Genomic DNA, 23,874 nt, shown 5'->3' with positions numbered 1-23,874 from the left:
GCCGCCGCCGCGCATGCCGGCGGCCGGCCGCGCGGGCTGCTCCGGCTGGCGCTGCCCGGCACATTCGGGCGCATGTGGATAGCCCCGTTCCTGCCGCAGTTCCTCGCCGAGTTCCCGGATGTACGCATCGAGGCCGAATTCTCCAACCGCTTCGTCGATCTCGTCGCCGAGAATTTCGACGTCGCCGTGCGGCTGGGCAGCCTGGAGGATTCGCGCCTGGTGGCGCGCAAGGTGGCGACACGGCGCCGGCTGCTCTGCGCCGCGCCCTCCTATCTCGCCCGCAGAGGCCGGCCGGAAACGCCGCAGGCGCTGCTCGATCATTCCTGCCTTGGCTTCACCGGCTTCCAGACCTTTCCAGCCTGGGAGATGACCGACCGCCAAGGCCGGCGCATGCGCGTCGAGGTTTCGGGGCCGCTGATCAGCGACGACGCCGAGGTGCTGGTCGAGGCCGCCGTGCAGGGCGTCGGCCTGATGATGAGCACCGACTGGCTGGTCGGCCGCGAGCTCACCGACGGCCGGCTGGTGCCGATCCTGGAGGACTGGACGCTGGCCGACGAGGGCGCGGTCTACGTCGTCATGCCCTCGGCCAAGGGCCAGGCCGCCAAGACCCGCGCCTTCGCCGACTGGATCGGCAAACGATTTTCGCCCGAGCCGCCGTGGCGGCACGCCCTCATTTCCCCTGCCCCTTCAGGAACTGGCTGAGCAAATCCACCGGCAGCGGGAAGACCACCGTGGAGGAGCGCTCGCCGGCGATGTCGTGCAGGGCCTCGAAATAGCGCAGCTGCATGGCCTGCGGCTCCTCGGCCAGCATCTTGCCGGCCTCGACCAGCTTTGCGGCGGCTTGCTGCTCGCCGTCGGCGTTGATCACCTTGGCGCGCCGCAGCCGTTCCGCCTCGGCCTGCTTGGCGATGGCGCGGATCATGCTCTCGTTGAGGTCGACATGCTTGATCTCGACATTGGAGACCTTGATGCCCCAGGCGTCGGTGCGCTGGTCGAGGATCTCCTGGATGTCGCTGTTGAGCTTGTCGCGCTCGGCCAGCATCTCGTCGAGCTCGTGCTTGCCGAGCACCGAGCGCAGCGTGGTTTGCGCCAACTGGTTGGTGGCGGTCATGAAATCCTCGACCTGGATGATCGCCCGCTCGGCATCGACGATGCGGAAATAGAGCACCGCGTTGACCTTCACCGAGACGTTGTCGCGCGAGATGACGTCCTGCGGCGGCACGTCCTGCACCACCACGCGCAGGTCCACCCGCACCATCTGCTGGATGAAGGGAACGAGGATGATGAGGCCCGGCCCCTTCACCCCGGTGAAGCGGCCAAGCGTGAAGACCACGCCGCGCTCATATTCCCTCAGGATGCGGATGGCTGCCGACAGGAACATGATCACCAGCAGCGCGAGGATCAGATAGCCGACATAAGCGACTGTCATTGTTTAGCTCCGTCGTTTGCCGCCCCGTTGTTTCCGGCACCACGCCGACGCACCGTCAGCACGAGATCGCTGACGCTGGTCACCTCTGCGCGGTCCCCCGGCGCGATCGGTTCATCGGCCTTCGCCCGCCAGCGCTCGCCGAGCGCCAGCACATGGCCCTCGCCGCCCTGCCAGTCGAGGATCTCCACGGGCAAGCCGCGCATCGCCTCGCCGCCGATGCGCGGCGGATTGCGTCGCGCCGCCCAAAGGTAGCTGCCGGCAAAAAGCGCGAGCCCCAGCGTCAACGCCGCGGCAGGACCGATGATCGCCCAGGATATGGCGAAGCCCGGCCCCTCGATCTTGAGCAGCATGGCCGCGCCGAGCAGGAAGGCGGCCGCGCCTCCGACCCCCAGCACCACCGTCGGATTGAAAGCCTCGACGATAAGGAAGGCGACACCGAGCAGCATCAGGGCGAGCCCGGTATAGTTGATCGGCAGCAGATCGAGAGCGTAGAGGGCGAGCACGAGGCAGACGGCGCCGATGACGCCCGGCGCCACCGCGCCGGGACTCGTGACCTCGAAGACGATGCCGTAGAAGCCGATCAGCATCAGGAGGACAGCGACGTTCGGGTCGGTGATGACGGAGAGAAGCCGGATGAACCAGCCGGGATCCAGCGTCTCGACGGCCAAGCCCTTCGTGGCCAGCACCACCTTCTTGCCGGCCACGTCGACGGTGCGGCCGTCGGCCATCTGCAGGAGCTCGGTCGTGTCGCGGGCGACGAAGTCGATGACATGTTCCTGCAGCGCGGCACTCGCCGAGAGGCTCGCCGCCTCGCGCACGGCCTTCTCGCCCCAGTCGCCGTTGCGCCCGCGCAGCTCGGCGAGCGAGCGAATCAGCGCCACCGCGTCATTGGTCACCTTGGCCATCATCGCGTCGCCGGGCGGCCGCCCGCTGTCCTTACCGTCCTTGCCAGGACCGTTGTCCTTCTCGCCGCCGGGAAGCGAGGGCAGCCCGCCGAATTCGACCGGCGTCGCCGCGCCCAGATTGGTGCCGGGCGCCATCGCCGCGACATGGGTGGCATAAAGGATATAGGTTCCGGCGCTCGCCGCATGACCGCCGGCCGGCGCGACATAGCCGATGACGGGAACGGGAGAAGCCAGGATGTCGGCGATCATCTCGCGCATCGAGGTGACCAGGCCGCCCGGCGTGTCGAGCTGAAGGACGAGGACCGCGGCGTTGCGCTCGGACGCGGCCTTGAGCGCATCCTTGAGCTGGCGCGAGCTCGCCGGACCGATAGCGCCGTCGATCGCGATGCTGACAGCAACCCTCTCCGCCGCCATTCCGGTCGAGGAGAAGGGGAAAAGAACCGCGGCGGCCACGAAGGCCGCTGCCAGAAGGGCCACCCGCGCGAGTCTCACGCTCAAAGCTCCATGGATTCAATATGGGGTTGTGCCGGGCGAAGTCCAATGAGGGGGTGTGAGGCGGAAGGGCGAAGACGTCGCAACCGCCGATCTCCCCCTTGCGGGGGAGATGTCGCCAAAGGGGTCGCCGCGCGTGGAGCGCCAACCTCAATCTGCCGCAGCAGGCCGAGCCCAGTCGGACCGACCCCCTCTGGCCTGCCGGCCATCTCCCCCTCAAGGAGGGAGATTACGCGCTCGCCCGCTTTAGCCCCCACGATTCCACGGCAATTTCGACGCGGGCTCCAACGCTCGCTCCCTCGCTCATGCCTCATTGTCCCCATTGACCGCGCCAACGAACGCGCCCGCAAAGAATGGAGACGACAATGACGACTTTGGATCGAATAACCAATGAATCCGGCCGGGCGGGCTTCAGCCTGTCGGGCTTTGCCTGGCGCACACTCAGCCTGGCCTATCGCGCCATGAAGCTGCGCAGCGAACGCGCCGCGCTGCAGGCGATGCCGGACCATATGCTCAAGGATCTCGGCATCAGCCGCTCGCAGATCGAGTACTGCACCTCGATCCGCCTTGCGCCCTCCGACACGGACGGGATGAGCGACTGAAGCATGGGGCGCTTCGGCGGCCGGAACAGCTTGAAGGCCGATCAAAAGCCCCCGGTATCGCCGGGGTTTTCGCGTTTGGCCCTGCCCGTCGACCGGCCTCCCCGGCGTTGGATCGCGGCGGCGGGCGCATGTGCGAAATGAAACGCCCAATGCGATTTCCACGGTGGGCGCATCAAAAATTCCACGCTCGCACCCACTCTCGTTCAAACGCTCGACCGCCAAATGAAAGCGTCACGGCAACCAAGCCGCAAGAGCAACCTTGGAGTAGTCACATGCAACCCAACGCCAAACCTGCCAACACCAAACCTGCACGCGTTCCGCTCAATGGCGTCGACACGCCGAACCTGCTCGCGACGATCAACTTCGTCGCCGGCCAGCCGGAGCTGGCGAAGTTCCAGTTCCGTGCCCACAATGAATGGATCGAGGGCACGCACAGCAAAAGCGTCATGCATGGCTTCTACGGCGCCGGCCAGGAGCAGAAGCACGAAAAGCCCTTCTATGCCGACAGCGACCATCCTGCGATCCTGTGCGGCGCCGACAACGCGCCGACCCCGGTCGAATGGCTGCTGCATGGGCTGGCGAGCTGCCTGATGGCGGGGCTCGCCAACATCGCCGCCGCGCGCGGCATCAAGCTCACCAAGGTCAAGTGCTCGGTCGACGGCGATATCGACCTGCGCGGCATCCTCGGCATCTCGGATGAGGTCCGCAACGGCTTCCAGAACATCCAGGTCTCGTTCGAGATCGAGGGCGACGCGCCGGCCGAGAAGCTCCAGCAGCTTGTCGAGCAGGCCCGCGCACGCTCGGCCGTGTTCGACGTGCTGACCAAGGGCGTGCCGGTCACGGTCGGTATCAAGACCATCCAGTGACGCAGGGCTGGAAGACGGTCCGGGCGAAGTCCGGACCGTCTCTTCCCAGGGTTTCGGAACAGAGCCATGAAACATGCTGACGTTGTCATCATCGGCGGCGGGCAGGCCGGGCTTGCGCTCAGCCATTGCCTTGGCCGCGCCGGCATCGACCATGTCGTGCTGGAGCGCGGCCGCATCGGCCAGCGCTGGCGCGCGCAGACCTGGCAATCGCTGAGGCTCTTGACGCCCAACTGGCTGAACGGCCTGCCCGGCTCGCCCTATGACGGCCCGGACCCCGACGGCTTCAGGACGAAGGACGCGTTCGTCCATGATCTCGAAACCTATGCAAGCCGCTGGCAGGTACCTGTCGAATGCGGCGTCGAGGTCACCGCCTGCAGGTGGACCGGCGGTGGCTTCGCGCTCGCCACCAGCGCCGGCGACTGGTCGGCCAGGGCCGTGGTGGTGGCGACCGGGCATTGCGACCGGCCGATGGTCCCGTTCACACTCGACGGCAAGAACGGGCCGCAAAGCATTCACGCATCAAAATATCGCTGCCCGGAGGCGTTGCCCACCGGCGGCGTGCTGGTGGTCGGCGCATCCTCCTCCGGCGTGCAGATCGCGGACGAACTGGCGCGCGCCGGCCTGCGCGTCGTGCTCTCGGCCGGCAAGCACACGCGCCTGCCGCGGCGCTGGCGCGGCAAGGACATCTTCTGGTGGCTCTGCGCGATGGGGCTGATGGACGAGCGGCTCGACGCCATCGCCAATCCCGAAAGCGCCAGGCGGCAGCCTTCGCTGCAACTCGCCGGCCGGCCGGACAGCGCCAATGTCGACCTCGCCACGCTGCAGGCGCTCGGCGTCGAGCTGACCGGCCGCGTGCGCGGCATTGCCAATGGCGAGATAGCCTTCGCCGGCGACCTCGCGGCGAGCATGGCGGCGGCGGAAGCCAAGCAGGCCCGCCTACTTGACCGGATCGACCGTTTCGCCGGTGCCGGGCCGCGGCCCGCACGACCCGAGCCGGTCAAGGTGCCTTCAGCCTCTCCGTCGCAGCTTTCGCTGACGGACGGATCGATCCGCAGAATCATCTGGGCGACGGGCTATGCCCGATCCTTCGACTGGCTGGAGCCGTCGGCGCTGGGGCCCGATGGCGAGCTGGCGCACCGCGATGGCGTCACCGGCGTTCCCGGCCTTTACGCGCTCGGTTTCCGCTTCCTGCGCAAGCGCGATTCCAACTTCATCGGCGGCACCGGTGTCGACGCGCAAGCGATCGCCGCCGAGGTCCGTCGCTATCTCGACCGCAAAGGCCGCCAAGCCGCCTGAGGACACTGAAGATGCCAACGACTGCGATTTCCCTTCCGCCCACGCCCAAGTGCGCCCATTACAACGCCATCATCGTCGGCGCGCGCTGTGCCGGCGCCTCGACGGCCCTGCTGCTCGCCCGCGCCGGGCTGAAAGTGCTGGTCATCGAGCGCAGGCCTTATGGCTCGGACACGCTGTCGACGCACGCGCTGATGCGTGCGGCCGTGCTGCAATTGTCGCGGTGGGGCCTGCTCGCGCCGCTGCTCAAGGCCGGCACACCGCCGATCGAGACGACGACCTTCCACTATGGCGATGAGGAGATCACCATCCCGCTCGATGGCGGACCGGACCTGCCCGGCCTGATCGCGCCGCGGCGCACCGTGCTCGACCGCATCCTGGTCGATGCGGCGCGCAAGGCCGGCGCCGAGTTCCTGCACGACATGGCGGTCGGCGACCTCTTTGCCGATACGCGCGGGCGCGTGCGCGGCGTCGAGATCCGTGGCGCCGGCCGCGCCGCCTTGCGGGTCAGCGCCGATATCGTGGTCGGCGCCGACGGCATCGGCTCGCTGGTGGCGAAGTGCTGCGACGCCGAGGTGCTGCGACAAGGCGCGGTCTCGGCCGCCCATGTCTATGGCTATGCGCCCGTCGAACCCGGCGCCGGCTACCACTGGTATTTTCGCGACGGAATTGCCGGCTCGCTGATCCCGACCAATGACGGCATGGCCTGCATCGTCGCCTCGGTACCGACCAGGCTGTTCGACCAGCGCTTCCGCATCGGCCATGCGGGCGCCCGCATGGAGGTGCTGGAAGCGCTCTCACCCGCCCTTGCCGCGCAAGCCGACCGCGCGGCCAAGGATGCCCGCCTGCAGGCGTTCCGCGGCGTGCCGGGCTATATCCGCCAGGCCTACGGCCCTGGCTGGGCGCTGGTCGGCGACGCCGGCTTCTTCCGCGATCCGATCACCGCGCACGGCATTTCGGATGCGCTGCGCGATGCCGAGGGCCTGGCGCGGGCGGTCCTGGACGGATCGGACGCAGCCTTCACTGCCTGGCAGCGCGAGCGCGACGTCTTCGCCAGTCAGATCCTCGACGCTACGGACGCCGTCGCGGGTTTCGACTGGACGCTCGCCGACATCGGCGAGCGTCATCGCCGCTTCAGCGCGGTGATGAAGGCGGAAGTCCAGGCGCTCGCCGAACGAGAGATGCCGAGCCGCGCCCTCCACGCTGCCCGACGACGGCCGGCAGCGCGGCGGGCGCCGGCAAACGACACCAATCCGCCGTCCGCCGCCGGCTCGATCACGCAACGCAACCGAACAGGGATGAGACCATGACCGCGCATATGATGAAGGACGGATGGATCGGCGTCGTCAACGGACGCCCGCAGGTGGGCGCGTCCGCCGAGCGCTCACGGCGGACACGGGCGCAGGATATCGACGCGTTCGCCGAGATGACCGGCGACCGCAACCCGCTGCACTACGACAAGCGGCTTGCCGAGGCATCGGTGTTCGGCAGGCTGATCGTCCAGGGCGGCGTTACTTCAGGCATCCTGAACGCAGTGGTGGCAGAGGACCTTCCCGGTCCGGGCTCGGTGTTCCTCGAAGTCTCATGGAAATTCGTCAAGGCGGTCGGCGTCGGCGAGCTGATCACCGGGAGGGTCGAGGTCACGGAGGTGCGTTCCGACAAGCCGATCACGAAACTGGAGACATCGGTGCGCAACGAGGCCAGCGAGGTTTGCCTCACCGGCACCGCGACCGTATTCACCGTGCCGCTGGCCAAGAGCTGAATGCGCCTGGTCCCCGATTGCCTATCTATTTGATGCCACACGCATCTGGGGCATATATTTGCTTACCGGAAGCATTGGAGCGGCAATGCTTGAAGCGACCATCACCTGCCCCGAGTGCGGACATCGCGAAAAAGAGACGATGCCCACGGATGCCTGCGTTCATTTCTACGAATGCCGTGGGTGTGGAACGCTCTTGAAGCCTCGTGCCAATGACTGCTGCGTGTTCTGTTCCTACGCCGATCACCCGTGTCCGCCGCTGCAGGAGAACCGCGCAGCCCACCGGGGCTGAAGGTCAGACGCCATGACGGGCAGCTGGACAACCGCCCGCGGTCTTACGATCCCGCCGTCTCGGCGACGAAGGCCCGGACATGGCCGATGAACTCGTCGAAGGCCGGCTCACCTTCGAGCAAGATGTGGTTTTGGCTTTCCAGTTCGAAGAAGCGCGCGCCGGGAATGCCGGCGGCCATGGTGCGGCTGGACTCGACAGGGGCAACGTTGTCTTCACGCGCGTGCAGCACCAGGGTCGGCACCCGCACCTTCTCCAGGAGCTCGCTGACATCGATCACCGAGAAGGCGCTCTGCAGGCGCCAGGCGTCGTCCGGCGACACGGTCCGAAGCATCAAATCGTCCATCCAGGCGAAATGCTCGTGCGTGGCGCCGGGGATGAACATGGAGCAGAAGGCCTGGCGGAACATCGGATTCGGCTTGCCCCAGCTCTCGCGCATCAGCGTCGCCACGGCCTCGCGCGTGGCGATCTCACCCGCGTCGCCGCGCGCCCGCCAGCCTTTGACATAGCCGCCATAGAGGATCATGCCCGACACTTTCTCGGGATGGCGTATGGCGTAGGCGATCGAAACCGCGCAGCTCTGCGAGAGGCCAAGTAGCGTGAAGCGATCGAGCCCCGCCGCCTCGACCACGCATTCGAGGTCCGACACCATGGTGTCGAACGAGACGTCGACCACGTGGCGTTGCGACAGGCCGTTGCAGCGCTCGTCGTAGCGCACCAGCTGGTTCTCGCGCGACAGTTCCGACATCCAATGCCGCCAGATCGGGCTGTCCCAGTCGAAGGTGAGATGCGACATCCAATGCGCGGCGCGAAGGATGGGCGGGCCGCTGCCGGTCTTGGCAAAAGCGAGCCTCGTGCCGTCGCGAGCCCGGCAGAAATGAACGGCGCGGCCGGGGTCCTGCGCGGCTGCCGGGTTCTTTCCCGGCGAAGGCGAAGGTGATTGCACCTGGGCCACGCCAGCAGCGCCGGGTTGCGCAGAGCGTCCCGTGGGCTGGGCGGCGGCCGCCCTCACCTTCTCCTCCAGCACCTCGATCTCTTCCGCCAGGCCTATGTCCTCCGGCAGCAGGCGGCGCAGGCGCCGGGCAAGCGGCAGCGCCCGCCTCGGCTCGCCGGCCAGGCGTCCGACCAGCTCGCGCAATATACCAAGCTCGGCGATCTCGACCTCGCTGGCGACGCCCGCGCGCCAGGCCTCGTATTCGAAGCAGCGCTCGAGCGAGAGATCGGCGAGGAAATCGCCCCGGATCGAACCGGCAACCGCCTCTAGTTCTTCCGTCGACGCCAAGGAAAGGTCGCCCTTCAGCAGCGGCAGCAGCCGGGCATAGTCTGTTGCGACCTTGAGCGCGACAGTGTTGCGGTCGGCGACCAGCGCGCATTCGTCCTCGCCCAGCACCTGGCGGATCTTGGACAAGCTCCAGCGCAGCGCGCCGCGCGGATCGTCGGGAATGTCCCAGAAGATTTCGCAAAGCCGCTCGCGCTGGTGCGCCTTGCCGGTGACGGCGAGATAGGCGAGCAAGGCCCTCGTCTTGCGTGACGGCGGCAGGTCGAGCAGCGCGCCGTCGCGTGCCACCTGGAAATCGCCGAGCACGCACAGGTTCAGCGGCCCGATATGCGGACCGACTGTCATGCGGCCGGGCACCCTTCCACTGCCATTACCCCTTGCTTCTCTCGTGGCGGGAGAAGACCGCACCGCAATATCAAATTCGGCTAATTTACGGAAGCCGATACAGCAAGGCGAGAGCGGGGAATGTGCGATGGGTTACATTGGCGGCGCCTTATCTCCCCCCTTGAGGGACTCGCAAGGGGGAGATGTCGCCGAAGGCGACAGAGGGGGTCGCCGCGCGTGGAGCGCCAGCGCCCTGCGCGACTCCAGACGGCGCCGGCCAACTACGTGAGACGACCCCCTCTGGCCTGCCGGCCATGTCCCCTCAAGGGGGGAGATTGGCTGTCACTTCGGTTTTCGCAAACCTCCAACCATCGCAATCCCCATCGCCACCACCACCAGCCCCGCCGCCACCGCGAAGGTGACGCGCATGCCGCCAGCCACAGCTTCCGGCGCTGCCCCACCGACCTCGCCGGTGCCCACCGCAAAAGCAAACACCGCGCCCATCACCGCCGTGCCGGTGATCAGGCCGAGATTGCGTGACAGGCTCAGCATGCCCGACACCACGCCACGCTCGTTGCTGTCGATATCGGCCATGACGGCGGTGTTGTTCGCCGCCTGGAAAAGCTGGTAGCCGGGCGTCAGCAAGACGATCGCCACCGCGTAACCAGCGACGCCGAACACCGCCGGCAGCACCGAAAGGGCAATGCAGCCGATCACCATCAGCGCCAGTCCGACCACGATCATCGGCGCCGCGCCGAGGCGGTCGACGACGCGCCCCGCCACCACGCCGCAGAGCGCCGAGACGACCGGGCCGATCGACAGGACGGCGCCGACCAGCGCTTCGCTCAAGCCCAGCGCGCGCGACAGGAAGAACGGTCCGACCACAAGCGTCGCCATCATCACCGTCGAGACCAGCGCGTTCATGGCAAGGCTCGGCGCCAGCACCGGGTCGCGGAACAGCGCTGGTTTGATCAGGGGTGAGGCCACCTTGCCCTCGGCGTAGAGGAACAGGCCGGCGCCGAGGCCGGCGGCGCCGAGCAACGCGATGTTGAGGCCGCCGAAATCGTCGCGCCCAAAAGTCATCGCCAGAGCGTAGGCGGCGAGCGTCAGCGCAAGCAGGATCGTCCCGAGCGTATCGAAGCGAGCGCGTCCCCTCCCCGCGCCCTGATCTTCCCTCGCCTCGCCCGCAGGCAGGAAGCGCCGTGCGGCAAGCATGGCCGCGACGCCGAGCGTGGCATTGACGAGGAAGATCGAACGCCAGCCGAGGGAGGCTATCAGCACGCCGCCGAGCGACGGCCCAAATGCTGTGCCGATCGCCGACATGGTGCCGAGCAGGCCCATGGCGCTGCCGGTGCGCTCCTTCGGCACCGTCTCGCCGACGAAGGCAATGGTCAGTGCCATCATCACCGCCGCGCCGAGGCCTTGCGCGGCGCGCGCGGCGATCAGCAGCGGCAAGGTCGGGGCAAGTGCTGCCGCCAGCGAGGCGGCGCTGAACAGCGCGAGACCCGCAACCAGCAGCAAGCGACGGCCGACGAGATCGCCCAGCCGCCCGACGCTGACGATGAGCGCGGTGATGGCAAGCAGATACGCAAGCACTACCCATTGCACCGCCGGGAAGGACGCCGCGAAGGCGGTGCTCAGCGTCGGCAGCGCGACATTGGCGATGCTGGTGCTGAGCGAAGACAGGAACATGGCAAGCGACAGGCTGGCCAGCGCGCCGGTTGCCGAGCGGCTTGCTGATGCGGTGCGTGGATCTGCGATGTCGGCCATGGTCGTTCTCCGGCGCGGGTGAAACCTGCCGGGAAGATAGGCGCCTGCCTGATATGGCGAAATACGCAGCATTTGCACTTCATCAGTGCATCAAACGCCATATCACAAAGGCGGAACCGTGCTAAGATCGCGCCATGTCGCGACCCGATCTCAACTTGCTCGTCACGCTGGACGTGTTGCTTGCCGAAGGCAGCGTCGCCAAGGCAGCGCGGCGGCTGAAGCTCAGCCCTTCGGCGACGAGCCGGGCGCTCGCAAGACTGCGCGAAGCGACCGGCGACCCGCTTTTGGTGCGCGCCGGGCGCGGTCTGGTGCCGACGCCGCGCGCCATCGAACTCAGCATGGAAGCCGGCCGGCTGGTGAAGGAAGCGGAGGCCATGCTGCGTCCCGCCGAGCGGCTCGACATCAAGTGTCTCGCGCTCAGCTTCACGCTGCGCAACAGCGACGGTTTCGTCGAAAATTTCGGCCCTGCCCTCATCGCGCGCGTCGCCGAGGAGGCGCCGGGCGTGCAGTTGCGCTTCGTGCCGAAGCCCGACAAGGACAGCGCGCCGATGCGCGAGGGCAGCGTCGACCTCGAAACCGGCGTGGTCGGCGGCTCGACCGGCCCGGAGGTGCGGGCGCAGGCTTTGTTCCGTGACCGTTTTGTCGGCGTGGTGCGCATGGGCCATCCTCTAAGCGAAGGCAAGATCACCGCCGCTCGTTTCGCCGCCGGCCGCCACATATTGATTTCGCGCCGCGGACTGGACCGCGGGCCGGTGGACGACGCGCTGGGGCTCGCCGGGCTGGCGCGAACAATCGCGACCGTGGTCGGCGGCTTTTCGGAAGCGCTGGCGCTGGCGCGCGGCTCCGACCTCATCGCCACCGTGCCCGAGCGCTATACGGGCAAGCTGCGCCAAGGCCTGTTCACCTTCGCCCTGCCGGTGAAGCTCGCCGAGCTCACCATCTCGCTGCTATGGCACCCGCGCCTCGACGCCGACCCCGCGCATCGCTGGCTGCGGGGGATGGTAAGAGACGTGTGCGGCGGGCGGTGAATCTGCCGATCTCCTCCCTGCGGCGAGATGGGCGACAGGCCAGAAGGGGGTGCGAAGGATCGCGACGCGTCAGGATCAGGGATTCCTCTGGGAGAGGTGGCTCGGCGAAGCCGAGACGGAGAGGGGGAGCGCCCTACGAAGACCCCCTCTCGGTCCGCTTCGCGGCCACCTCTCCCGCGCCTTTGGCGGGGGCGTGGAACCCAAGCCTTGATACGACGGCAGCGCCCTCGACAATCCGTCCGCCTTACCCTCCTTCACCACCGGGAGCGGCAAGGCGATGACCGTGAGCAAGGTGATGGCCGACACCGGCTGGGCGTCCTTCACCACCGGGAGCGGCAAGGCGATGACCGTGAGCAAGGTGATGGCCGACACCGGCTGGGCGCATTCCCGGGAATGCACCCACGCCATCGACGCGCAGCACAACGACCGCTGCGCCACCACCAAGTGGGCGGAACGAATTGAAGTTTCCTCGCCCCATGAAGTGGGAGAGAGGTGGATCGGCGAAGCCGAGACGAAGCGGGGGAACGCCCTACGAAGGCCCCTCTCCGTCCGCTTGGCGGACACCTATCCCCCGCTTGCGGGGCGAGGAACCAAAAGTGCCGATAACTCATGGCCCTACCGTCACCGGCTCGTTCTTGCGCATTCTGAGCTCGTAGTTCAGCCGACGTTCGGGTTGGCGCATTTGAAGATCGGCGAGAGCAGATAGGCGTTGAAGGTGGCGACGCGCACCGTCTCCACCTCCTGCGCGCCTGCGCCGCCCATAAGACCGGCAATCAGCGTTGCGAGAAAGATGAGCAGCCCAAGCGCCACCCTATCTATCCAGGACTTGCGCCTGGCAAGCACTTCGAGCAACCGATCGCCCATCGCACCCTCCCCCGCTCGCATGGCGCATCATAGCATGCTTGCATGATGGCATCATGAAGCGGTTCACAGAGGGGCTGACGCTCTGACACCAGTGATTGGCGAAACCGCCCGCGGCGCCTCGCGCAGCCGCCAATGCTGCAATGCAGAAATGCGCCCAAAAAAAGTCAGGGGTAAAAGGGGAACCTCAAAACGCCTCAGCCGGCGAAAAACAAGCTTATTCAAGCGGATAGGCATATAGCCCGGCGCCGGCTTCCGCAACGGTCGAAAAGCCCGGAAATCCGCCATTTTCGAGCTTCCGCCAAAGGCAATGGCGTGATCGCAGCAGGCCGATTTCGGCCCCTGCACAACAAAAAAAGCGCCCTCCGCGGGGCGCTCCGGCCGGCGTTGACAGCAAGGCCCGCCAATGGCAATTCGCGATCACTGGTCACGCCATGACCGTTGCTGTTGGGGACGGACGGGGTTTCAGCAGCTTGGCGGCGGCGCCGGACGGGCGGGCACCTGCACGGTGTACCGCCCGCTCCTGGCCAGGAGCGTCGCAAGGCTCTGACGCTGTGCCTGCCGCTAGACCGCGATGGACGAGCCGTTGCCGGCCGTTACAGCCGAAAGCTTCCCGCGCTTTTCGAGCGTCGGCTTGCTGTAGACCTTCTTCATCGAGATTCCCCCTGAAGACGATCCGGGCAAAATGAGCGCCGCGGGGAGCGATTGTCAAGTTTGGACCGCCCGACGGCCTCAGAACGTGAAGCCGGACGACGGGGTGGCGGCGGTCGCGGCCGAAAGCCTGTCGCGCTTTTGCAGCCTGGGCTTTTCGTAAGTCTTCTTCATCGTCCGTTCCTGCGCGGGTCAACGATCGGCACAGGTGAACGCGCCATGCCGAGCCTGTCAAGATTCGACGAGCGCAACCATGCGGCAAGGCCTGGCGAAATCGCCGGCTGGCCGCCGGATCAGCGATACGCGATTACTTTGGTCTGGACACCACGATAGCGACGACGCCGCATGCGACGCGTTCCGCGCGGCGGCGGAACCGGAATACCGCTCAGGTCCGCGAGAGCGCGACCGCGACGACGCCGGACAGCTTCCCGCGCTTCGACAGCGTCGGCTTCTCGTAAACTTTTTTCATGGATGCGCCCCTATCCAATGTTGCCGCCTCACGAGGCAAGGGGGACGCCGTCTTGTCAAAAAACGTTTTCGTGATCTGCATGCAACGAGCGCCTGCCGCAACCGAAAGCGCGTCAACTGTGGTACGCAGGCAACAGCCGGCGCCCTCTCCCGGCGCTCTCTTCTTGACGCCGAGGTTAGCCCGCGTGCTGCAGCCAATGGCGGTCGAACACATTGAGGATGGCGCGGAAATCGGCCGGCGGGATCTGGTTGGCGCCGCCGCTGTCGGCGCCAAGGAACTGCTCGAGTTGCCGGTCGATCGTTTCCGGGTGTTCCACGGCGATGCCGAGGCTCGTCAGGTCGCCGGCGATCGAGCCGCCGGCCGGCAGGTATCCGCCCCATGTCTCGGCGCCGAATGCTGCATCGCGCAGACGCACCAGAAGGATCCTGGTGATCGACGGTTGAGCCTCGGGCCCGATGATGGCGGCGCCGCACATATAGCCGCCGAGTACACTGACCGGCTGCGTCTGCGGGAACAGGCAGAGGAAGAACTGGGCGTCGCCGCCCGCCTCCTTCAGATGCACGTAGAGGCCGCGCTTTGCCGGGTTGACCGGGCCGCCGAGCAGCAACTGCCCGGTCGGCAAGGTCTCGCGATAGGTGGCGGCAAGCCCATGCGCGCCGGGCCCGGCCTCGATCGACAGGCGGCCCTTGATGAGCTGGCCGCGATAATAGGGCGACCAGGCGCGCGAATAGCAGGCATAGGTCCCGGCAAGCCCGGAGCCGAGGCCGCGTTCGTCATGCGCGGAGGCCTCGAACTGCACGCCGGCGCGGCGCTCCAGCTCGGCGCTGTCGATGCCGTGGCGGGCCGCGATCGCGGCGGTGAAGCTTGCCAGGTCGCTCTCGGCGATCCAGGCGCTGGGCTGTTCCAGCTCGAGTAGCTTCGCCCAGTCGTCATAGACGCTCATCTGGCGCGGTCGTGCGCGGCCCTGCAGCCATTTGTCGGCGCGACCGAGATCAAACGCCGTCTTCGGGTTGACGGCGCGGAACGCCGCCGCCAGGTCCTTGCGGGTCACGGTTCCCAGCAAGGCCGACGTCAGTCTTAGTTTTTGCGCGATGTGCTGCGCCATGCAACAAGCCCCTCGATGCTTTTCGCCGCCAGAGCATTTCGGCGTTTGGCAGGGAATCGCCGAGCTGCTCTAACCATTCGGTTTAGCACGCCGGGAAACAGTCTCCATTCCCGGCCATGCCGATTTTCCATGGCCTAATATTCCAGGAAATCCAGAGAATTCCACAGCGTTCCGCACGCGCTGCCTTTGCGGCCGGGCAGCCGGCGCTAGGGTCGCCGCCGGGGTGGGTGCAGGGGAGTTGTCATGAAAGTCGTTCTATCCGCGCTTGTTGTGGCACTTGCGCTATCACAAGCCGCCGAAGCCAAAACGAAAACTCTGGTGACCGAGACAAAGACCCAGACCGAGAAAACCCGGCCGCCGCTGGACCAGACGTCCACCGGTGGCATAGCGCCCGCTGGCACCGCGACAACCGCGCCGCCAAGCCAAGCATATCCGCCGGCGCTATGGATCCATTTCTAGCGCGATTTAAGCCACCTTCGCGACGTTCTGTCCTGGTGGGCGAGGAAGCAGAAACGGCCGGGCAAAGGCCGAACCAACAGCCACCCGGCCAGCCTGAGGGTTTGGGGGCTTGGCGCCGCCGGCGGGGGCCGGCGCCCGCCCGCGCGGATCGCCAAGCGGCGCGGTCCGCGCGGGCCATGCCAATCCTCAGACCGGCCAATTCTTGCCGTCTTGACGAAAGGACAGCGAACCGGAAAGCTCGGCACAGTCGCGGCCAGGGCGCTGCTATGGCTGTGCGACGAGGCTCCGAGGGAGGCCATGCCATGGGTGCCGAGGAAAAGCTTGCCGCGCTCGGCATCATCCTGCCGCCGCCGCTGAAACTGCCGCCAGGGATGTTGCTGCCTTTTCCCTGGGTCAATGTGCGCGGCGACCGCGCCTACATCTCCGGCCACGGGCCGCAGGAGCCGGACGGCCGGCTCACCGGCCCGTCCGGCGTCGTCGGCGAGAGCGTGTCGCTGGAAAAGGCGCGGGCATCGGCCCGCAAGGTCGGGCTGTCGATGCTCGCGAGCCTCAGGCGCGAGCTCGGCAGCCTCGACCGGATCACCGGCTGGTGCCGCGTGCACGGCATGGTCAACGCGGCGCCGGGCTTCACCCAGACCCCAGCGGTGATGAACGGCTTTTCCGATCTCATCCTCGAAATCTTCGGGCCGGAGATCGGCCGCCACGCCCGCACCGCCATCGGCGTCTCCGCCCTGCCGTTCAATCTCCCGGTCGAGATCGAGGCCGAGGTGATGATCGGGGGGTGAGGGCGGCTTGACCAGGCCATTGTCGGCGCGATAGGCGGGGCACACGCCATCCAACCAACGAAAGGCCCGCCATGACAGACGCGATCGTAAGGGACAGCAACGGCACGCCGCTGACGGACGGCGACTCCGTGACCCTGATCAAGGATCTTAAGGTCAAGGGCACGTCCGAGACGATCAAGCGCGGCACGCTGGTGAAAAACATCCGCCTCAACGGCAACCCTGGCGAGATCGAATGCAACACCAAGCAGGTGAAGGGCCTGGTGCTGAAGACGGAGTTTTTGAAGAAGGCGTGATTGCGGCTTCGGTGCGGGGAGATTAAGGGCTCGGCTGCTTTCGCCAGTCGCCAGGTTGCAGGAGGAAGCGGGTCGGCCAATCTCCCCCCGCAAGGGTGGAGATCGGCAGTTCCAGCGCCGCCGCACGCCCTCACCCCCTCCCCTTATGTTGCACTGCGTTAGATTTGTTGCATTGCGATATAAACCCGTAGGGGCGAGGCTTTCCTGCAGGCGGGATACGAACGACCGTTGCGAGGTTCGCCTTCGTGTCAGCACCATCGCCGGACTTCCGGCCAGACATTGAGGGGTTGCGTGCGCTCGCCGTGGCGGGCGTCGTCGCCTTCCACTTCGGCCTCACCGCCCTGCCCGGCGGCTTTGCCGGCGTCGACATCTTCTTCGTCATCTCCGGCTACCTGATCACCCGCCATCTCGTCACCGAGATTTCCGGAACCGGCCGGCTCGACTTCCTGCGCTTCTACGCCCGGCGCGCGCGCAGGCTTTTGCCGGCGGCGCTTTTCGTCATCGCCGCGACGCTTGCCGCGGGTGCGATCATCCTCTCACCGGAGGAGCAGGCGCTCTATTCCAAGGGGGCGATGTGGGCTTCGGCCTATATGATCAACCTCTGGCTGATCCGCTGGTCGTTCGACTATTTCGCCAACGACGCCGCAAACAACCCGTTCATCCATTACTGGTCGCTGTCGGTGGAGGAGCAGTTCTATCTCGCCTGGCCGGCGCTCTTGATGCTGGCGGGCTGGCTGAAGCCCGGCAAGCGGACGATCATGCTTGTGATCGGCATTGCCGGCCTCGTCTCCTTCGCGGTCTGCGCTTGGCTGACCACCGTGTCGCAGCCCTGGGCGTTCTATTTCTCGCCGCTGCGCGCCTGGGAATTCGCCGCCGGCGGGCTGGCCTCGATGGCGCCGGCATGGCTGCTCCAGAAGCGCCGGTGGCTTGCCCTGGCGCTCAGCCTGGCCGGACTGGCGATGATTGCTTTTGCTTACTTCACCTTCAGCGAGGAGGCTCCCTTCCCCGGTTTCCTGGCGCTGGTGCCGGTTGCCGGCACTGTCCTTCTCCTGCTGGCGGGAGCGGCCGGCGTCAGGGTCGGCGTGAATGCCGCCCTGGCGCTGCCGCCCTTGCAGTGGGTCGGAAAGCTTTCCTATTCGCTCTATCTCTGGCATTGGCCGGTGATCGTCTATGCCGGCATGCTGGTGGAGCAGCTGACGCTCGCCCAACGCCTCGCCTGCCTCGGGCTGACGTTGGCGCTCTCGGCGCTGAGCTACCATTTCATCGAGAATCCGATCCGCCGCAACGGCTGGCTTATGGCCAATGCGGCGCGGGCGCTGGTGCCGGCCCTCCTCCTGACCGGCACCGGCGTCGCAGCCGCCTATGGCAATGCGGCGCTTGCCGTGCGCCACCAGGACCCCGAGCAGCGCAGCATCGCGGCAAGCGCGGCCGAACCCGCCACCGCGCGCGCCGAGGCCTGCGTCGAGGGCTACGACACTGTGACGCCGAAGCCATGCGTGTTCGGCAATGGCCGGCGCATGATCGCGTTGTTCGGCGATTCCCACGCCGATCACTGGTCGACGCCGCTGATCGAGGCGGGAAAGAAGAACGGCTACCGCGTCGAGACCTGGCTGAAGAGTTCGTGCCGGCCCTCGCGTTTCTCCTTCTATGTTACCAAGCTCAACCGCAACTACCGCGAATGCGACCAATGGCGCGAGCAGGCGATCAAGGAGATCATCGCCGCAAAACCTTCGCTGGTGGTGATCTCGGAGCTGTCGCTCACCTCCTCGCGCAAGATGGCCGCCGGCAAGGGCGAGCCGGACACGCCCGACGCCGTGTGGAGGGCCGGCCTGCGCTCGACGCTGACGACCTTAAGCAAGGCCGGACTGAAGATCGCCTTCATCCGTGACGTGCCGTTCAACGACGAGAACATCGACACCTGCGTGGCGCGCGCGCTATGGCGCGACAAGGCGCCTTCGCTCTGCGACCAGACGCGCAGCTATGCCGCTAACGACGCGATGGCCGCGGTCGAGCGCGAGATCGTCACCAGCGTGCCTAACGCCTCTTACGTCGACCTCACCGACCGCTTCTGCAACACCACCACCTGCCACGTCTTCATCGACGGCCAGCTCGCCTTCCGCGACCAGCACCATCTGGCGACGCCGTTTGCGGAATCGCTGGAGCCGGAGGTCGAGAAAAGGGTGATTTCGAAGGTGGGTAGGTAAGCGGGGCGCTGGAGCGCGTGATCTCCCCTCTTGCAGGGGAGATCAGCAGCTTCGGCGATGGCTCTCTACCCCGTCACAACCACAAAATGCTTGGTCACCGGCTCGAGGATCTTCCAGGTGCCTTTGAAGTCCGCCTCGACCACGAAGGCGTCACCCGGTCCGACCTCGACCGGCTCGCCGCCATCCGGCGTGATGACGATGCGGCCGGCGATCATGTGCACGAACTCGTAGTCGGTATAGGTCGCGTGGTAGGTGCCGGGCGAGGCGCGCCAGGTGCCCGCCATCACCTTGCCGTCGTCGGTGGCGTGCTGGACGGCGGTCTGCATGGTCGGCGACCCGTCGACCGCGATCCAGCCCGGCAGGTCGCCGGACTCGGCATGCTCGACGGCGCCGAATTTGAAAATGGTCTGTTTGGTCATTGAAGGCTCCTGGGATCGGGTTGGCTGGGCGATTGAATAGCCGATGGCGCCCGGGCTTCGCGCGCGATAACGCGACACGGCGCGACGGGATGGCGATTGGCCAATCCCTGCAGGGGATCGCCCCTCGCTCCATCCAAAATAACGCCGCGCATTTTCCTGGGAACATCGCCCGCTCCGAAACCGTTTACCCGTTGAAGGGGCATCCATCGAACCTAAAGGAGGCAGCGATGAAAAAGCTTCTGCTTGCTTCGATGATCGCCATCGCCTCGGCGTTTGCGATCGCGCCGGCCAGCGCCGGCAGCGTCCAGCTCGGTATCGGTATCGGCCCGTCCTATGACCCATACTACGGAGACGACTACTATGGCGGGTATTACCCTCACCGCTATTACCGACACGTCTACGATGACGACTACTACACTCCCTATCGTGAGCGTTATGTGGTGCGCTATCATAACCGGTATTATGGTGATAATTGCCGGATCAGGATCGTGAAGCACTGGCGCCATCACCACCGCGTCATCGAAAAAATCCGCATCTGCGAGCGCTGACCAATTAGCGCCCGTAAGCGGCGACATCTCCCCTCAAGGGTAGATGTCGCCGCAGGCGACAGATAAGACGTAAGTGGCTCGGACGCCGACATTCGAGGCGCGGCCTCGCGCTCCGGGCCCAGATATTGATGCCCTGCCGCCCTTCGCGGCGACCTCCTCCCTCAAGGGGCCGGTGACACCGGCCAACATTAGCGATCGGGAACATAGGCTTCCCGCGATGCGTTTACCTGATGATCAGCCTTCAGGAGGAGGTTGCCATGAAAAAATTGTTATTTGCTTCGGTGATCGCCGTTGCCTCCGCGGCAGCCACGGTCGCGCCGGCGGATGCGCGCGGATTCTTCGGTCTCGGTTTCGGTCCGTTCGGCGGCTATAGCCCGTTCTACGGCGGCCCGTTCTACGGTGGACCCTTCTACGGCGGACCGTTCTATGGCGGCCGCTATTACGGCCCGCGCTATTACGATGACTATTATCCCGGTTACGTGGTCCGCTATCCGCACCGCTACTACTACCGGCACTACCATTACCGCCATTGCCACGTGAGGTGGGTGAGGCACTGGCACCATCACCACCGGGTGCTGGAACGCGTGCGGATTTGCCGTTACTGACTAGGCGGGCAGCTTCGTCATCCTAACAAGGAGCGAAGCGACGCGGCGCAGACGCCGGAGGATGACGGAGAGGGGCGCTCCGTCTTGCCCACCTTGCAAATCCCACCCCTGCCATCTACCTCTCCGGTAACCACGGAGAATTGACGTGACGCAGCGAAGCGGCAGCGCCGACCTGCCGCTGCATGGCGGGCGGGTCCCGAAATGGCTGGGCGAGCGCATGACGCGGCTCGGCGCGGTGCTCTGCGAAGCCATCATCCACCATTACGGCTGCGACGAGCTTTTGCGCCGCCTGGCGCATCCCTTCTGGTTCCAGTCCTTCGGCGCCGTGATGGGCATGGACTGGCATTCCTCCGGCATCACCACCTCGGTCATCGGCGCGCTGAAGCGCGGCTTGAACCCGCTATCGGGCGAACTCGGTATTCATGTCTGCGGCGGGCGCGGCGCGCATTCGCGCAAGACGCCGGGCGAGCTGATCGCGATCGGCGACCATATTGGCCTCGATGGCGAGGCGCTGGCCACCGCCAGCCGCCTCGTCGCCAAGGTGGACAGCGCCGCCGTGCAGGACGGCTACGACCTCTATCTGCACGGCTTCATCGTCACCGATGACGGCCGCTGGGTGGTGGTGCAGCAGGGCATGAACGGCAACGCCCGCCAGGCCCGCCGCTACCACTGGCTGTCGGAGGGGCTTACGAGCTTCGTCGACCAGCCGCATGCGGCGATCGAGGGCGAGCGGCAGGGCGAGATCGTCAACCTCACCGACCGTCGCGCGGAAAAGGCCCGCATCGGCCAGATCGAGTTGCTCAAGACCATGAGCCCCGAAAAGATCCTGACGGAGCTGGCCGTGCTGGAGCCGCAGCCTGAGCCAGAGCCCGCCGCGCAGCCGCTGTTGCCCAACCTCGTCATGCCCGCGCATCACGACGTGCGCGAGAGCGACATCGTCATGCGCCGCCTGCACGGCAACATCGCGTCCGCGATCCAAAGCGGCCCGAAGGATTTTCCCGAGCTGCTCCTGGTGCCCGGCGTCGGCCCGCGCACGGTGCGCGCCCTGGCCATGGTGTCGGAAGTGGTGCACGGCGCGCCCTTCCGCTTCTCCGACCCGGCGCGCTTCTCGCTGGCCCACGGCGGCAAGGACCGCCACCCCTTCCCCGTGCCGCTAAAGGTCTATGACGAGACGATCTCGGTGCTGAAATCGGCGGTGAGCAAAGCCAAGCTCGGGCGGGATGAGGAATTGCAGGCGCTGCGACGGCTGGACGGGGAGTCACGCAGGATGGAGCGCTATGTGACGGGTCCGAGCTTGAAGGAGATTGTCGCGGGGGAAATGGACCAGTCGCATCTGCTGGGGGGACGGAGTGTGTTTGGGTGGGAGAAGGGGCCGCCTGACAGCGAGCCGAAGCCGCTGAAGAAAGGCGCTTGAGGCGCCTCTGAACAACTCTGACAAGGGCCGTCGGTCGGCGCCGCCCCTCATCCGCCTGCCGGCACCTTCTCCGTATGGTGACGGGGAGAAGGGAGATGACCGCGACGCCGGCGCCTATCTCGCGACGCTGGCGATCGGCGAAAGCGTCGGTGACAGCATCTTTCTCCCCGTCACCATACGGGGAGAAATGCCCGGCAGGGCGATGAGGGGCAGCGCCGGGCTTGGGCAATCTGGGACTTCAAAGCGCCGTCCAGCTCAGAGTATGAACTTTTCCGGCACTCAGCGTTTCATCATCAATCAACGCCCAGCATCCTGGCCGTGTGTCTCATCTCGTCACTGACCTCCAGCCCGTTGAGTTCCCGGTAAACGAACTCGGCGAGAACGATGGACGATGTCTCGAGTTCTTTGGACTTGAACGACAACCCCAGGTAATCCGCTACGTCCTTTCGGCGCAGTTTCCACGCATATGTGGCGCAGAGGATGATGTGATTGACGTTGTAGTTGCCGCTTTTCAGACGGTTGACCGCCTCCTCCAGAGCTTGCTCTTGCTTGCCTTCCTCCCAGAGAACTTCGCACTCATATGCGTGCCGTTGATCGGGGTTTAGCGCCGTAGGTTTCATCCAGGAATCTTCGCAATTCAGCGAATTTTCTTTCGCGCAGAAGCGTGATGTGTGTTTCTACATTCCTCTTTATGACGCTCAGAATTTCATCGTCATCCTCATCCATGGGCGCCTCCTTTACTTCCCCAATTTACTGAATTTCATCCGCATCGCCATGACTGGCTTACCACGATTGGGAGAACGTTCCGGAAATCCTTTCTAGCTGGTTGCGAATTTGCAATCCGGGCGAAATCTAGCGCACTTCACCCCGCCCGCCTCCCCATCATCATCCCGTAATGCACCGCGAGCAGATCCAGCCCGACCTTCAGCAGCTTGACCACCACATCGCGCCCCTCGCCCGTGCGTTCGGCGATGGCCTTTACCGACTGGCCTTCGAGGCAAATTCTGCGCACCACCTCGGCCACTTCCCAATGGGCGAGCGCGGCCGCGGCTTGGGCATGCGCGCGGCCGGCTGAGAGCACGCGGTCGGGGATGCCGCCGCCCACCCTGCCGCCGTCGACGCGCTCGCTCCAGGATTGCGGCTGCAGGCCCTCGCGGGCGGCGCGCTCGAAATCGTCGCGAAAACGCCCGCCTGCCTCGCGCTGCTGGCGGGTGAGCGAGGTGATGCCCACCAGCGGATCGACATTGCGCAGGCGCACGATGCCGCCGGTGGAGGTGTAGCCGCCATTCGAGACCTCGTAGACGCGGCGCGCCTCCGCAGTGCCATTGGTGAGGCGCTGGCGGCCGAAGCGGTCCTGCTTCAGCGCAAAATCATGGCCGATCTCGCGGCGGATGCGCACCTGCTCGGCCTCGCCCTTGGGAAGTTTCGGCAGCTGGGGTTTTCTGGAGGGCTTGCGGGGCATGGGTGTTCCTTGGATTGTGGGCAATTGGAGAGGCTGGCGTTCCGGTGATCGCACTCCGATCACATTCCCCGGTGTCCGTGAAACCTGGCATGATGGTGCGCACAGTATGAGCGCGTGCCGGGCGTACGCAGGCCGCAGCAGAGCATGTCCGGTCCTGGGCGCGCGCCGAGCGGGTCGTCCTCGGCATCCTCGCGCAACGCGAGGTCAATCGGCGCGCGGCAGCGGCCGAACAGGCAATCGAGAAAGCGCATGGCCGCGACATGCGGCTGTCGGCCGGGCGCTACCGGAGGCGGCGGCGCCGGCAGTTTGTAGAGCTGGGCTTCGGATTTTTCGCGGTTGCCGGGTGTCAGCCAGGCCGGCGGCAGCGTACGGGCGGGTTTTCTCGCTTTGGGTTTTTTGCGTTTGGGGGAGGTATGCGGGTCGGCGACGTCCTCTGTGGATGGCTCCCGCGATGCAAGAGGTAATTCGTTGTTCTGGCGCATTGGTCGGGTGCAGTCTTCTGTCCGGCCTGTTTCATGCAGCCGTTTGAAGCTGCTGGCCCTGATGGGGTCGGCGAACAAGGT

27 protein-coding genes and 1 pseudogene are annotated in these 23,874 nt (G+C 66.1%); 16 read left to right on the top strand and 12 right to left on the bottom strand.

Features of this window, described 5'->3' with window-relative positions:
* On the top strand, positions 1-702 hold a 702-nt coding region (locus AU465_RS29945; RefSeq protein ID WP_192256108.1), incomplete at its 5' end, for a substrate binding domain-containing protein.
* Here AU465_RS29945 and AU465_RS29940 read toward each other — a convergent pair.
* Both AU465_RS29940 and AU465_RS29935 read right to left on the bottom strand, forming a co-directional pair.
* Complete coding sequence (locus AU465_RS29940; protein WP_192256106.1) at positions 671-1,429, bottom strand: slipin family protein; 759 nt, start codon at positions 1,427-1,429, stop codon at positions 671-673. The genes AU465_RS29945 and AU465_RS29940 overlap by 32 nt on opposite strands.
* The gene (locus AU465_RS29935; protein WP_192256104.1) at positions 1,426-2,826 is read right to left on the bottom strand and encodes an NfeD family protein; all 1,401 of its coding nucleotides are present in this window, start codon (positions 2,824-2,826) and stop codon (positions 1,426-1,428) included. Before AU465_RS29935 ends, AU465_RS29940 begins: the two co-directional genes overlap by 4 nt.
* A 365-nt stretch (positions 2,827-3,191) precedes the next feature.
* Here AU465_RS29935 and AU465_RS29930 point away from each other — a divergent pair, with 365 nt between their 5' ends.
* The 6 genes from AU465_RS29930 to AU465_RS36840 all read left to right on the top strand — a co-directional run bounded on the left by AU465_RS29930 (position 3,192) and on the right by AU465_RS36840 (position 7,638).
* Positions 3,192-3,428 (top strand): DUF1127 domain-containing protein, encoded by a 237-nt coding sequence (locus AU465_RS29930; RefSeq protein ID WP_192256102.1) that lies wholly within the window; start codon positions 3,192-3,194, stop codon positions 3,426-3,428.
* A gap of 272 nt (positions 3,429-3,700) precedes the next feature.
* Positions 3,701-4,294 (top strand): OsmC family protein, encoded by a 594-nt coding sequence (locus AU465_RS29925; protein WP_192256100.1) that lies wholly within the window; start codon positions 3,701-3,703, stop codon positions 4,292-4,294.
* A gap of 66 nt (positions 4,295-4,360) precedes the next feature.
* The gene (locus AU465_RS29920; RefSeq protein WP_192256098.1) at positions 4,361-5,590 is read left to right on the top strand and encodes a flavin-containing monooxygenase; all 1,230 of its coding nucleotides are present in this window, start codon (positions 4,361-4,363) and stop codon (positions 5,588-5,590) included.
* A gap of 11 nt (positions 5,591-5,601) precedes the next feature.
* Complete coding sequence (locus AU465_RS29915; protein WP_192256096.1) at positions 5,602-6,897, top strand: NAD(P)/FAD-dependent oxidoreductase; 1,296 nt, start codon at positions 5,602-5,604, stop codon at positions 6,895-6,897.
* Entirely contained in the window at positions 6,894-7,349 is a 456-nt protein-coding gene (locus AU465_RS29910) for a MaoC family dehydratase (RefSeq protein ID WP_192256094.1), read from the top strand. The genes AU465_RS29915 and AU465_RS29910 overlap by 4 nt, the downstream gene beginning before the upstream one ends.
* Positions 7,350-7,434: 85 nt before the next feature.
* Positions 7,435-7,638, top strand: a complete 204-nt coding sequence (locus AU465_RS36840) for a GDCCVxC domain-containing (seleno)protein (protein ID WP_246506548.1) — start codon at positions 7,435-7,437, stop codon at positions 7,636-7,638.
* 43 nt (positions 7,639-7,681) lie between these two features.
* Here the strand turns inward: AU465_RS36840 and AU465_RS36835 are convergent, their stop codons facing one another.
* Positions 7,682-9,259, bottom strand: a complete 1,578-nt coding sequence (locus tag AU465_RS36835; RefSeq protein WP_246506547.1) for a bifunctional AfsR/SARP family transcriptional regulator/alpha/beta hydrolase — start codon at positions 9,257-9,259, stop codon at positions 7,682-7,684.
* Between the two features lie 321 nt (positions 9,260-9,580).
* Entirely contained in the window at positions 9,581-11,008 is a 1,428-nt protein-coding gene (locus AU465_RS29900; protein WP_246506546.1) for an MFS transporter, read from the bottom strand.
* 134 nt (positions 11,009-11,142) lie between these two features.
* On the opposite strand from AU465_RS29900, the gene AU465_RS29895 reads away from it, so the two are divergent.
* A complete protein-coding gene (locus AU465_RS29895; RefSeq protein ID WP_192256090.1) occupies positions 11,143-12,036 on the top strand; it encodes a LysR family transcriptional regulator in 894 nt (297 codons plus the stop codon).
* 277 nt (positions 12,037-12,313) lie between these two features.
* On the top strand, positions 12,314-12,742 hold the full coding sequence (locus tag AU465_RS29890; protein ID WP_192256088.1) for a hypothetical protein: 429 nt from the start codon (positions 12,314-12,316) through the stop codon (positions 12,740-12,742).
* Here the strand turns inward: AU465_RS29890 and AU465_RS29885 are convergent.
* From AU465_RS29885 to AU465_RS29870, 4 genes are all read right to left on the bottom strand, one after another.
* Positions 12,694-12,900, bottom strand: a complete 207-nt coding sequence (locus AU465_RS29885; protein ID WP_192256086.1) for a hypothetical protein — start codon at positions 12,898-12,900, stop codon at positions 12,694-12,696. The genes AU465_RS29890 and AU465_RS29885 overlap by 49 nt on opposite strands.
* 561 nt (positions 12,901-13,461) lie before the next feature.
* Complete coding sequence (locus AU465_RS29880; protein WP_192256084.1) at positions 13,462-13,551, bottom strand: lasso RiPP family leader peptide-containing protein; 90 nt, start codon at positions 13,549-13,551, stop codon at positions 13,462-13,464.
* A gap of 382 nt (positions 13,552-13,933) precedes the next feature.
* Complete coding sequence (locus AU465_RS29875; RefSeq protein ID WP_192256074.1) at positions 13,934-14,098, bottom strand: hypothetical protein; 165 nt, start codon at positions 14,096-14,098, stop codon at positions 13,934-13,936.
* 94 nt (positions 14,099-14,192) lie between these two features.
* Positions 14,193-15,122: a hypothetical protein gene (locus AU465_RS29870; protein WP_192256073.1), complete on the bottom strand. Its 930-nt coding sequence runs from the start codon at positions 15,120-15,122 to the stop codon at positions 14,193-14,195.
* A gap of 243 nt (positions 15,123-15,365) precedes the next feature.
* On the opposite strand from AU465_RS29870, the gene AU465_RS29865 reads away from it, so the two are divergent.
* The 4 genes from AU465_RS29865 (at position 15,366) to AU465_RS29850 (ending at position 18,863) form a co-directional block, all read left to right on the top strand.
* A complete protein-coding gene (locus AU465_RS29865; RefSeq protein ID WP_192256071.1) occupies positions 15,366-15,581 on the top strand; it encodes a hypothetical protein in 216 nt (71 codons plus the stop codon).
* A gap of 302 nt (positions 15,582-15,883) precedes the next feature.
* Complete coding sequence (locus tag AU465_RS29860; RefSeq protein WP_192256069.1) at positions 15,884-16,366, top strand: RidA family protein; 483 nt, start codon at positions 15,884-15,886, stop codon at positions 16,364-16,366.
* Between the two features lie 71 nt (positions 16,367-16,437).
* Entirely contained in the window at positions 16,438-16,659 is a 222-nt protein-coding gene (locus tag AU465_RS29855) for an alkylphosphonate utilization protein (RefSeq protein ID WP_192256067.1), read from the top strand.
* Positions 16,660-16,904: 245 nt separating this feature from the next.
* Entirely contained in the window at positions 16,905-18,863 is a 1,959-nt protein-coding gene (locus AU465_RS29850) for an acyltransferase family protein (protein WP_192256065.1), read from the top strand.
* 65 nt (positions 18,864-18,928) lie between these two features.
* Here AU465_RS29850 and AU465_RS29845 read toward each other — a convergent pair whose 3' ends face one another.
* A complete protein-coding gene (locus AU465_RS29845) occupies positions 18,929-19,282 on the bottom strand; it encodes a cupin domain-containing protein (protein WP_192256063.1) in 354 nt (117 codons plus the stop codon).
* Between the two features lie 89 nt (positions 19,283-19,371).
* On the opposite strand from AU465_RS29845, the gene AU465_RS29840 reads away from it, so the two are divergent.
* The 3 genes from AU465_RS29840 (at position 19,372) to AU465_RS29830 (ending at position 21,849) form a co-directional block, all read left to right on the top strand.
* Positions 19,372-19,830, top strand: a complete 459-nt coding sequence (locus AU465_RS29840; RefSeq protein WP_246506545.1) for a hypothetical protein — start codon at positions 19,372-19,374, stop codon at positions 19,828-19,830.
* A 257-nt stretch (positions 19,831-20,087) separates the two neighbouring features.
* Entirely contained in the window at positions 20,088-20,435 is a 348-nt protein-coding gene (locus tag AU465_RS29835) for a hypothetical protein (RefSeq protein WP_192256061.1), read from the top strand.
* A 145-nt stretch (positions 20,436-20,580) separates the two neighbouring features.
* On the top strand, positions 20,581-21,849 hold the full coding sequence (locus AU465_RS29830; protein ID WP_192256059.1) for a DUF763 domain-containing protein: 1,269 nt from the start codon (positions 20,581-20,583) through the stop codon (positions 21,847-21,849).
* A gap of 293 nt (positions 21,850-22,142) precedes the next feature.
* Here AU465_RS29830 and AU465_RS29825 read toward each other — a convergent pair whose 3' ends face one another.
* The 3 genes and pseudogenes from AU465_RS29825 to AU465_RS29815 form a co-directional block, all read right to left on the bottom strand.
* Positions 22,143-22,469 (bottom strand): hypothetical protein, encoded by a 327-nt coding sequence (locus AU465_RS29825; protein WP_192256057.1) that lies wholly within the window; start codon positions 22,467-22,469, stop codon positions 22,143-22,145.
* A gap of 242 nt (positions 22,470-22,711) precedes the next feature.
* The gene (locus AU465_RS29820) at positions 22,712-23,311 is read right to left on the bottom strand and encodes a DUF6456 domain-containing protein (protein ID WP_192256055.1); all 600 of its coding nucleotides are present in this window, start codon (positions 23,309-23,311) and stop codon (positions 22,712-22,714) included.
* Positions 23,312-23,370: 59 nt separating this feature from the next.
* Positions 23,371-23,874, bottom strand: a pseudogene (locus tag AU465_RS29815) (hypothetical protein); the annotation flags it as partial.

The sequence above is a fragment of the Mesorhizobium silamurunense genome (assembly GCF_014843905.1).
In the GTDB taxonomy this organism is placed as follows: Bacteria; Pseudomonadota; Alphaproteobacteria; order Rhizobiales; family Rhizobiaceae; genus Mesorhizobium; species Mesorhizobium silamurunense.
Note: the sequence above shows the minus strand (reverse complement) of the source record. Positions and strands in the feature narration are given on the sequence as shown.

What these genes read in the sequence shown, in the direction of transcription:
- AU465_RS29940 (WP_192256106.1), bottom strand. Translation starts at nt 1,429, where the DNA reads ATGACAGTCGCTTATGTCGGCTATCTGATCCTCGCGCTGCTGGTGATC.
- AU465_RS29930 (WP_192256102.1), top strand. Translation starts at nt 3,192, where the DNA reads ATGACGACTTTGGATCGAATAACCAATGAATCCGGCCGGGCGGGCTTC.
- AU465_RS29925 (WP_192256100.1), top strand. Translation starts at nt 3,701, where the DNA reads ATGCAACCCAACGCCAAACCTGCCAACACCAAACCTGCACGCGTTCCG.
- AU465_RS29920 (WP_192256098.1), top strand. Translation starts at nt 4,361, where the DNA reads ATGAAACATGCTGACGTTGTCATCATCGGCGGCGGGCAGGCCGGGCTT.
- AU465_RS29915 (WP_192256096.1), top strand. Translation starts at nt 5,602, where the DNA reads ATGCCAACGACTGCGATTTCCCTTCCGCCCACGCCCAAGTGCGCCCAT.
- AU465_RS29910 (WP_192256094.1), top strand. Translation starts at nt 6,894, where the DNA reads ATGACCGCGCATATGATGAAGGACGGATGGATCGGCGTCGTCAACGGA.
- AU465_RS36840 (WP_246506548.1), top strand. Translation starts at nt 7,435, where the DNA reads ATGCTTGAAGCGACCATCACCTGCCCCGAGTGCGGACATCGCGAAAAA.
- AU465_RS36835 (WP_246506547.1), bottom strand. Translation starts at nt 9,259, where the DNA reads ATGACAGTCGGTCCGCATATCGGGCCGCTGAACCTGTGCGTGCTCGGC.
- AU465_RS29900 (WP_246506546.1), bottom strand. Translation starts at nt 11,008, where the DNA reads ATGGCCGACATCGCAGATCCACGCACCGCATCAGCAAGCCGCTCGGCA.
- AU465_RS29895 (WP_192256090.1), top strand. Translation starts at nt 11,143, where the DNA reads ATGTCGCGACCCGATCTCAACTTGCTCGTCACGCTGGACGTGTTGCTT.
- AU465_RS29890 (WP_192256088.1), top strand. Translation starts at nt 12,314, where the DNA reads ATGACCGTGAGCAAGGTGATGGCCGACACCGGCTGGGCGTCCTTCACC.
- AU465_RS29885 (WP_192256086.1), bottom strand. Translation starts at nt 12,900, where the DNA reads ATGGGCGATCGGTTGCTCGAAGTGCTTGCCAGGCGCAAGTCCTGGATA.
- AU465_RS29880 (WP_192256084.1), bottom strand. Translation starts at nt 13,551, where the DNA reads ATGAAGAAGGTCTACAGCAAGCCGACGCTCGAAAAGCGCGGGAAGCTT.
- AU465_RS29875 (WP_192256074.1), bottom strand. Translation starts at nt 14,098, where the DNA reads ATGCAGATCACGAAAACGTTTTTTGACAAGACGGCGTCCCCCTTGCCT.
- AU465_RS29870 (WP_192256073.1), bottom strand. Translation starts at nt 15,122, where the DNA reads ATGGCGCAGCACATCGCGCAAAAACTAAGACTGACGTCGGCCTTGCTG.
- AU465_RS29865 (WP_192256071.1), top strand. Translation starts at nt 15,366, where the DNA reads ATGAAAGTCGTTCTATCCGCGCTTGTTGTGGCACTTGCGCTATCACAA.
- AU465_RS29860 (WP_192256069.1), top strand. Translation starts at nt 15,884, where the DNA reads ATGGGTGCCGAGGAAAAGCTTGCCGCGCTCGGCATCATCCTGCCGCCG.
- AU465_RS29855 (WP_192256067.1), top strand. Translation starts at nt 16,438, where the DNA reads ATGACAGACGCGATCGTAAGGGACAGCAACGGCACGCCGCTGACGGAC.
- AU465_RS29845 (WP_192256063.1), bottom strand. Translation starts at nt 19,282, where the DNA reads ATGACCAAACAGACCATTTTCAAATTCGGCGCCGTCGAGCATGCCGAG.
- AU465_RS29840 (WP_246506545.1), top strand. Translation starts at nt 19,372, where the DNA reads ATGGCGATTGGCCAATCCCTGCAGGGGATCGCCCCTCGCTCCATCCAA.
- AU465_RS29835 (WP_192256061.1), top strand. Translation starts at nt 20,088, where the DNA reads ATGAAAAAATTGTTATTTGCTTCGGTGATCGCCGTTGCCTCCGCGGCA.
- AU465_RS29825 (WP_192256057.1), bottom strand. Translation starts at nt 22,469, where the DNA reads ATGAAACCTACGGCGCTAAACCCCGATCAACGGCACGCATATGAGTGC.
- AU465_RS29820 (WP_192256055.1), bottom strand. Translation starts at nt 23,311, where the DNA reads ATGCCCCGCAAGCCCTCCAGAAAACCCCAGCTGCCGAAACTTCCCAAG.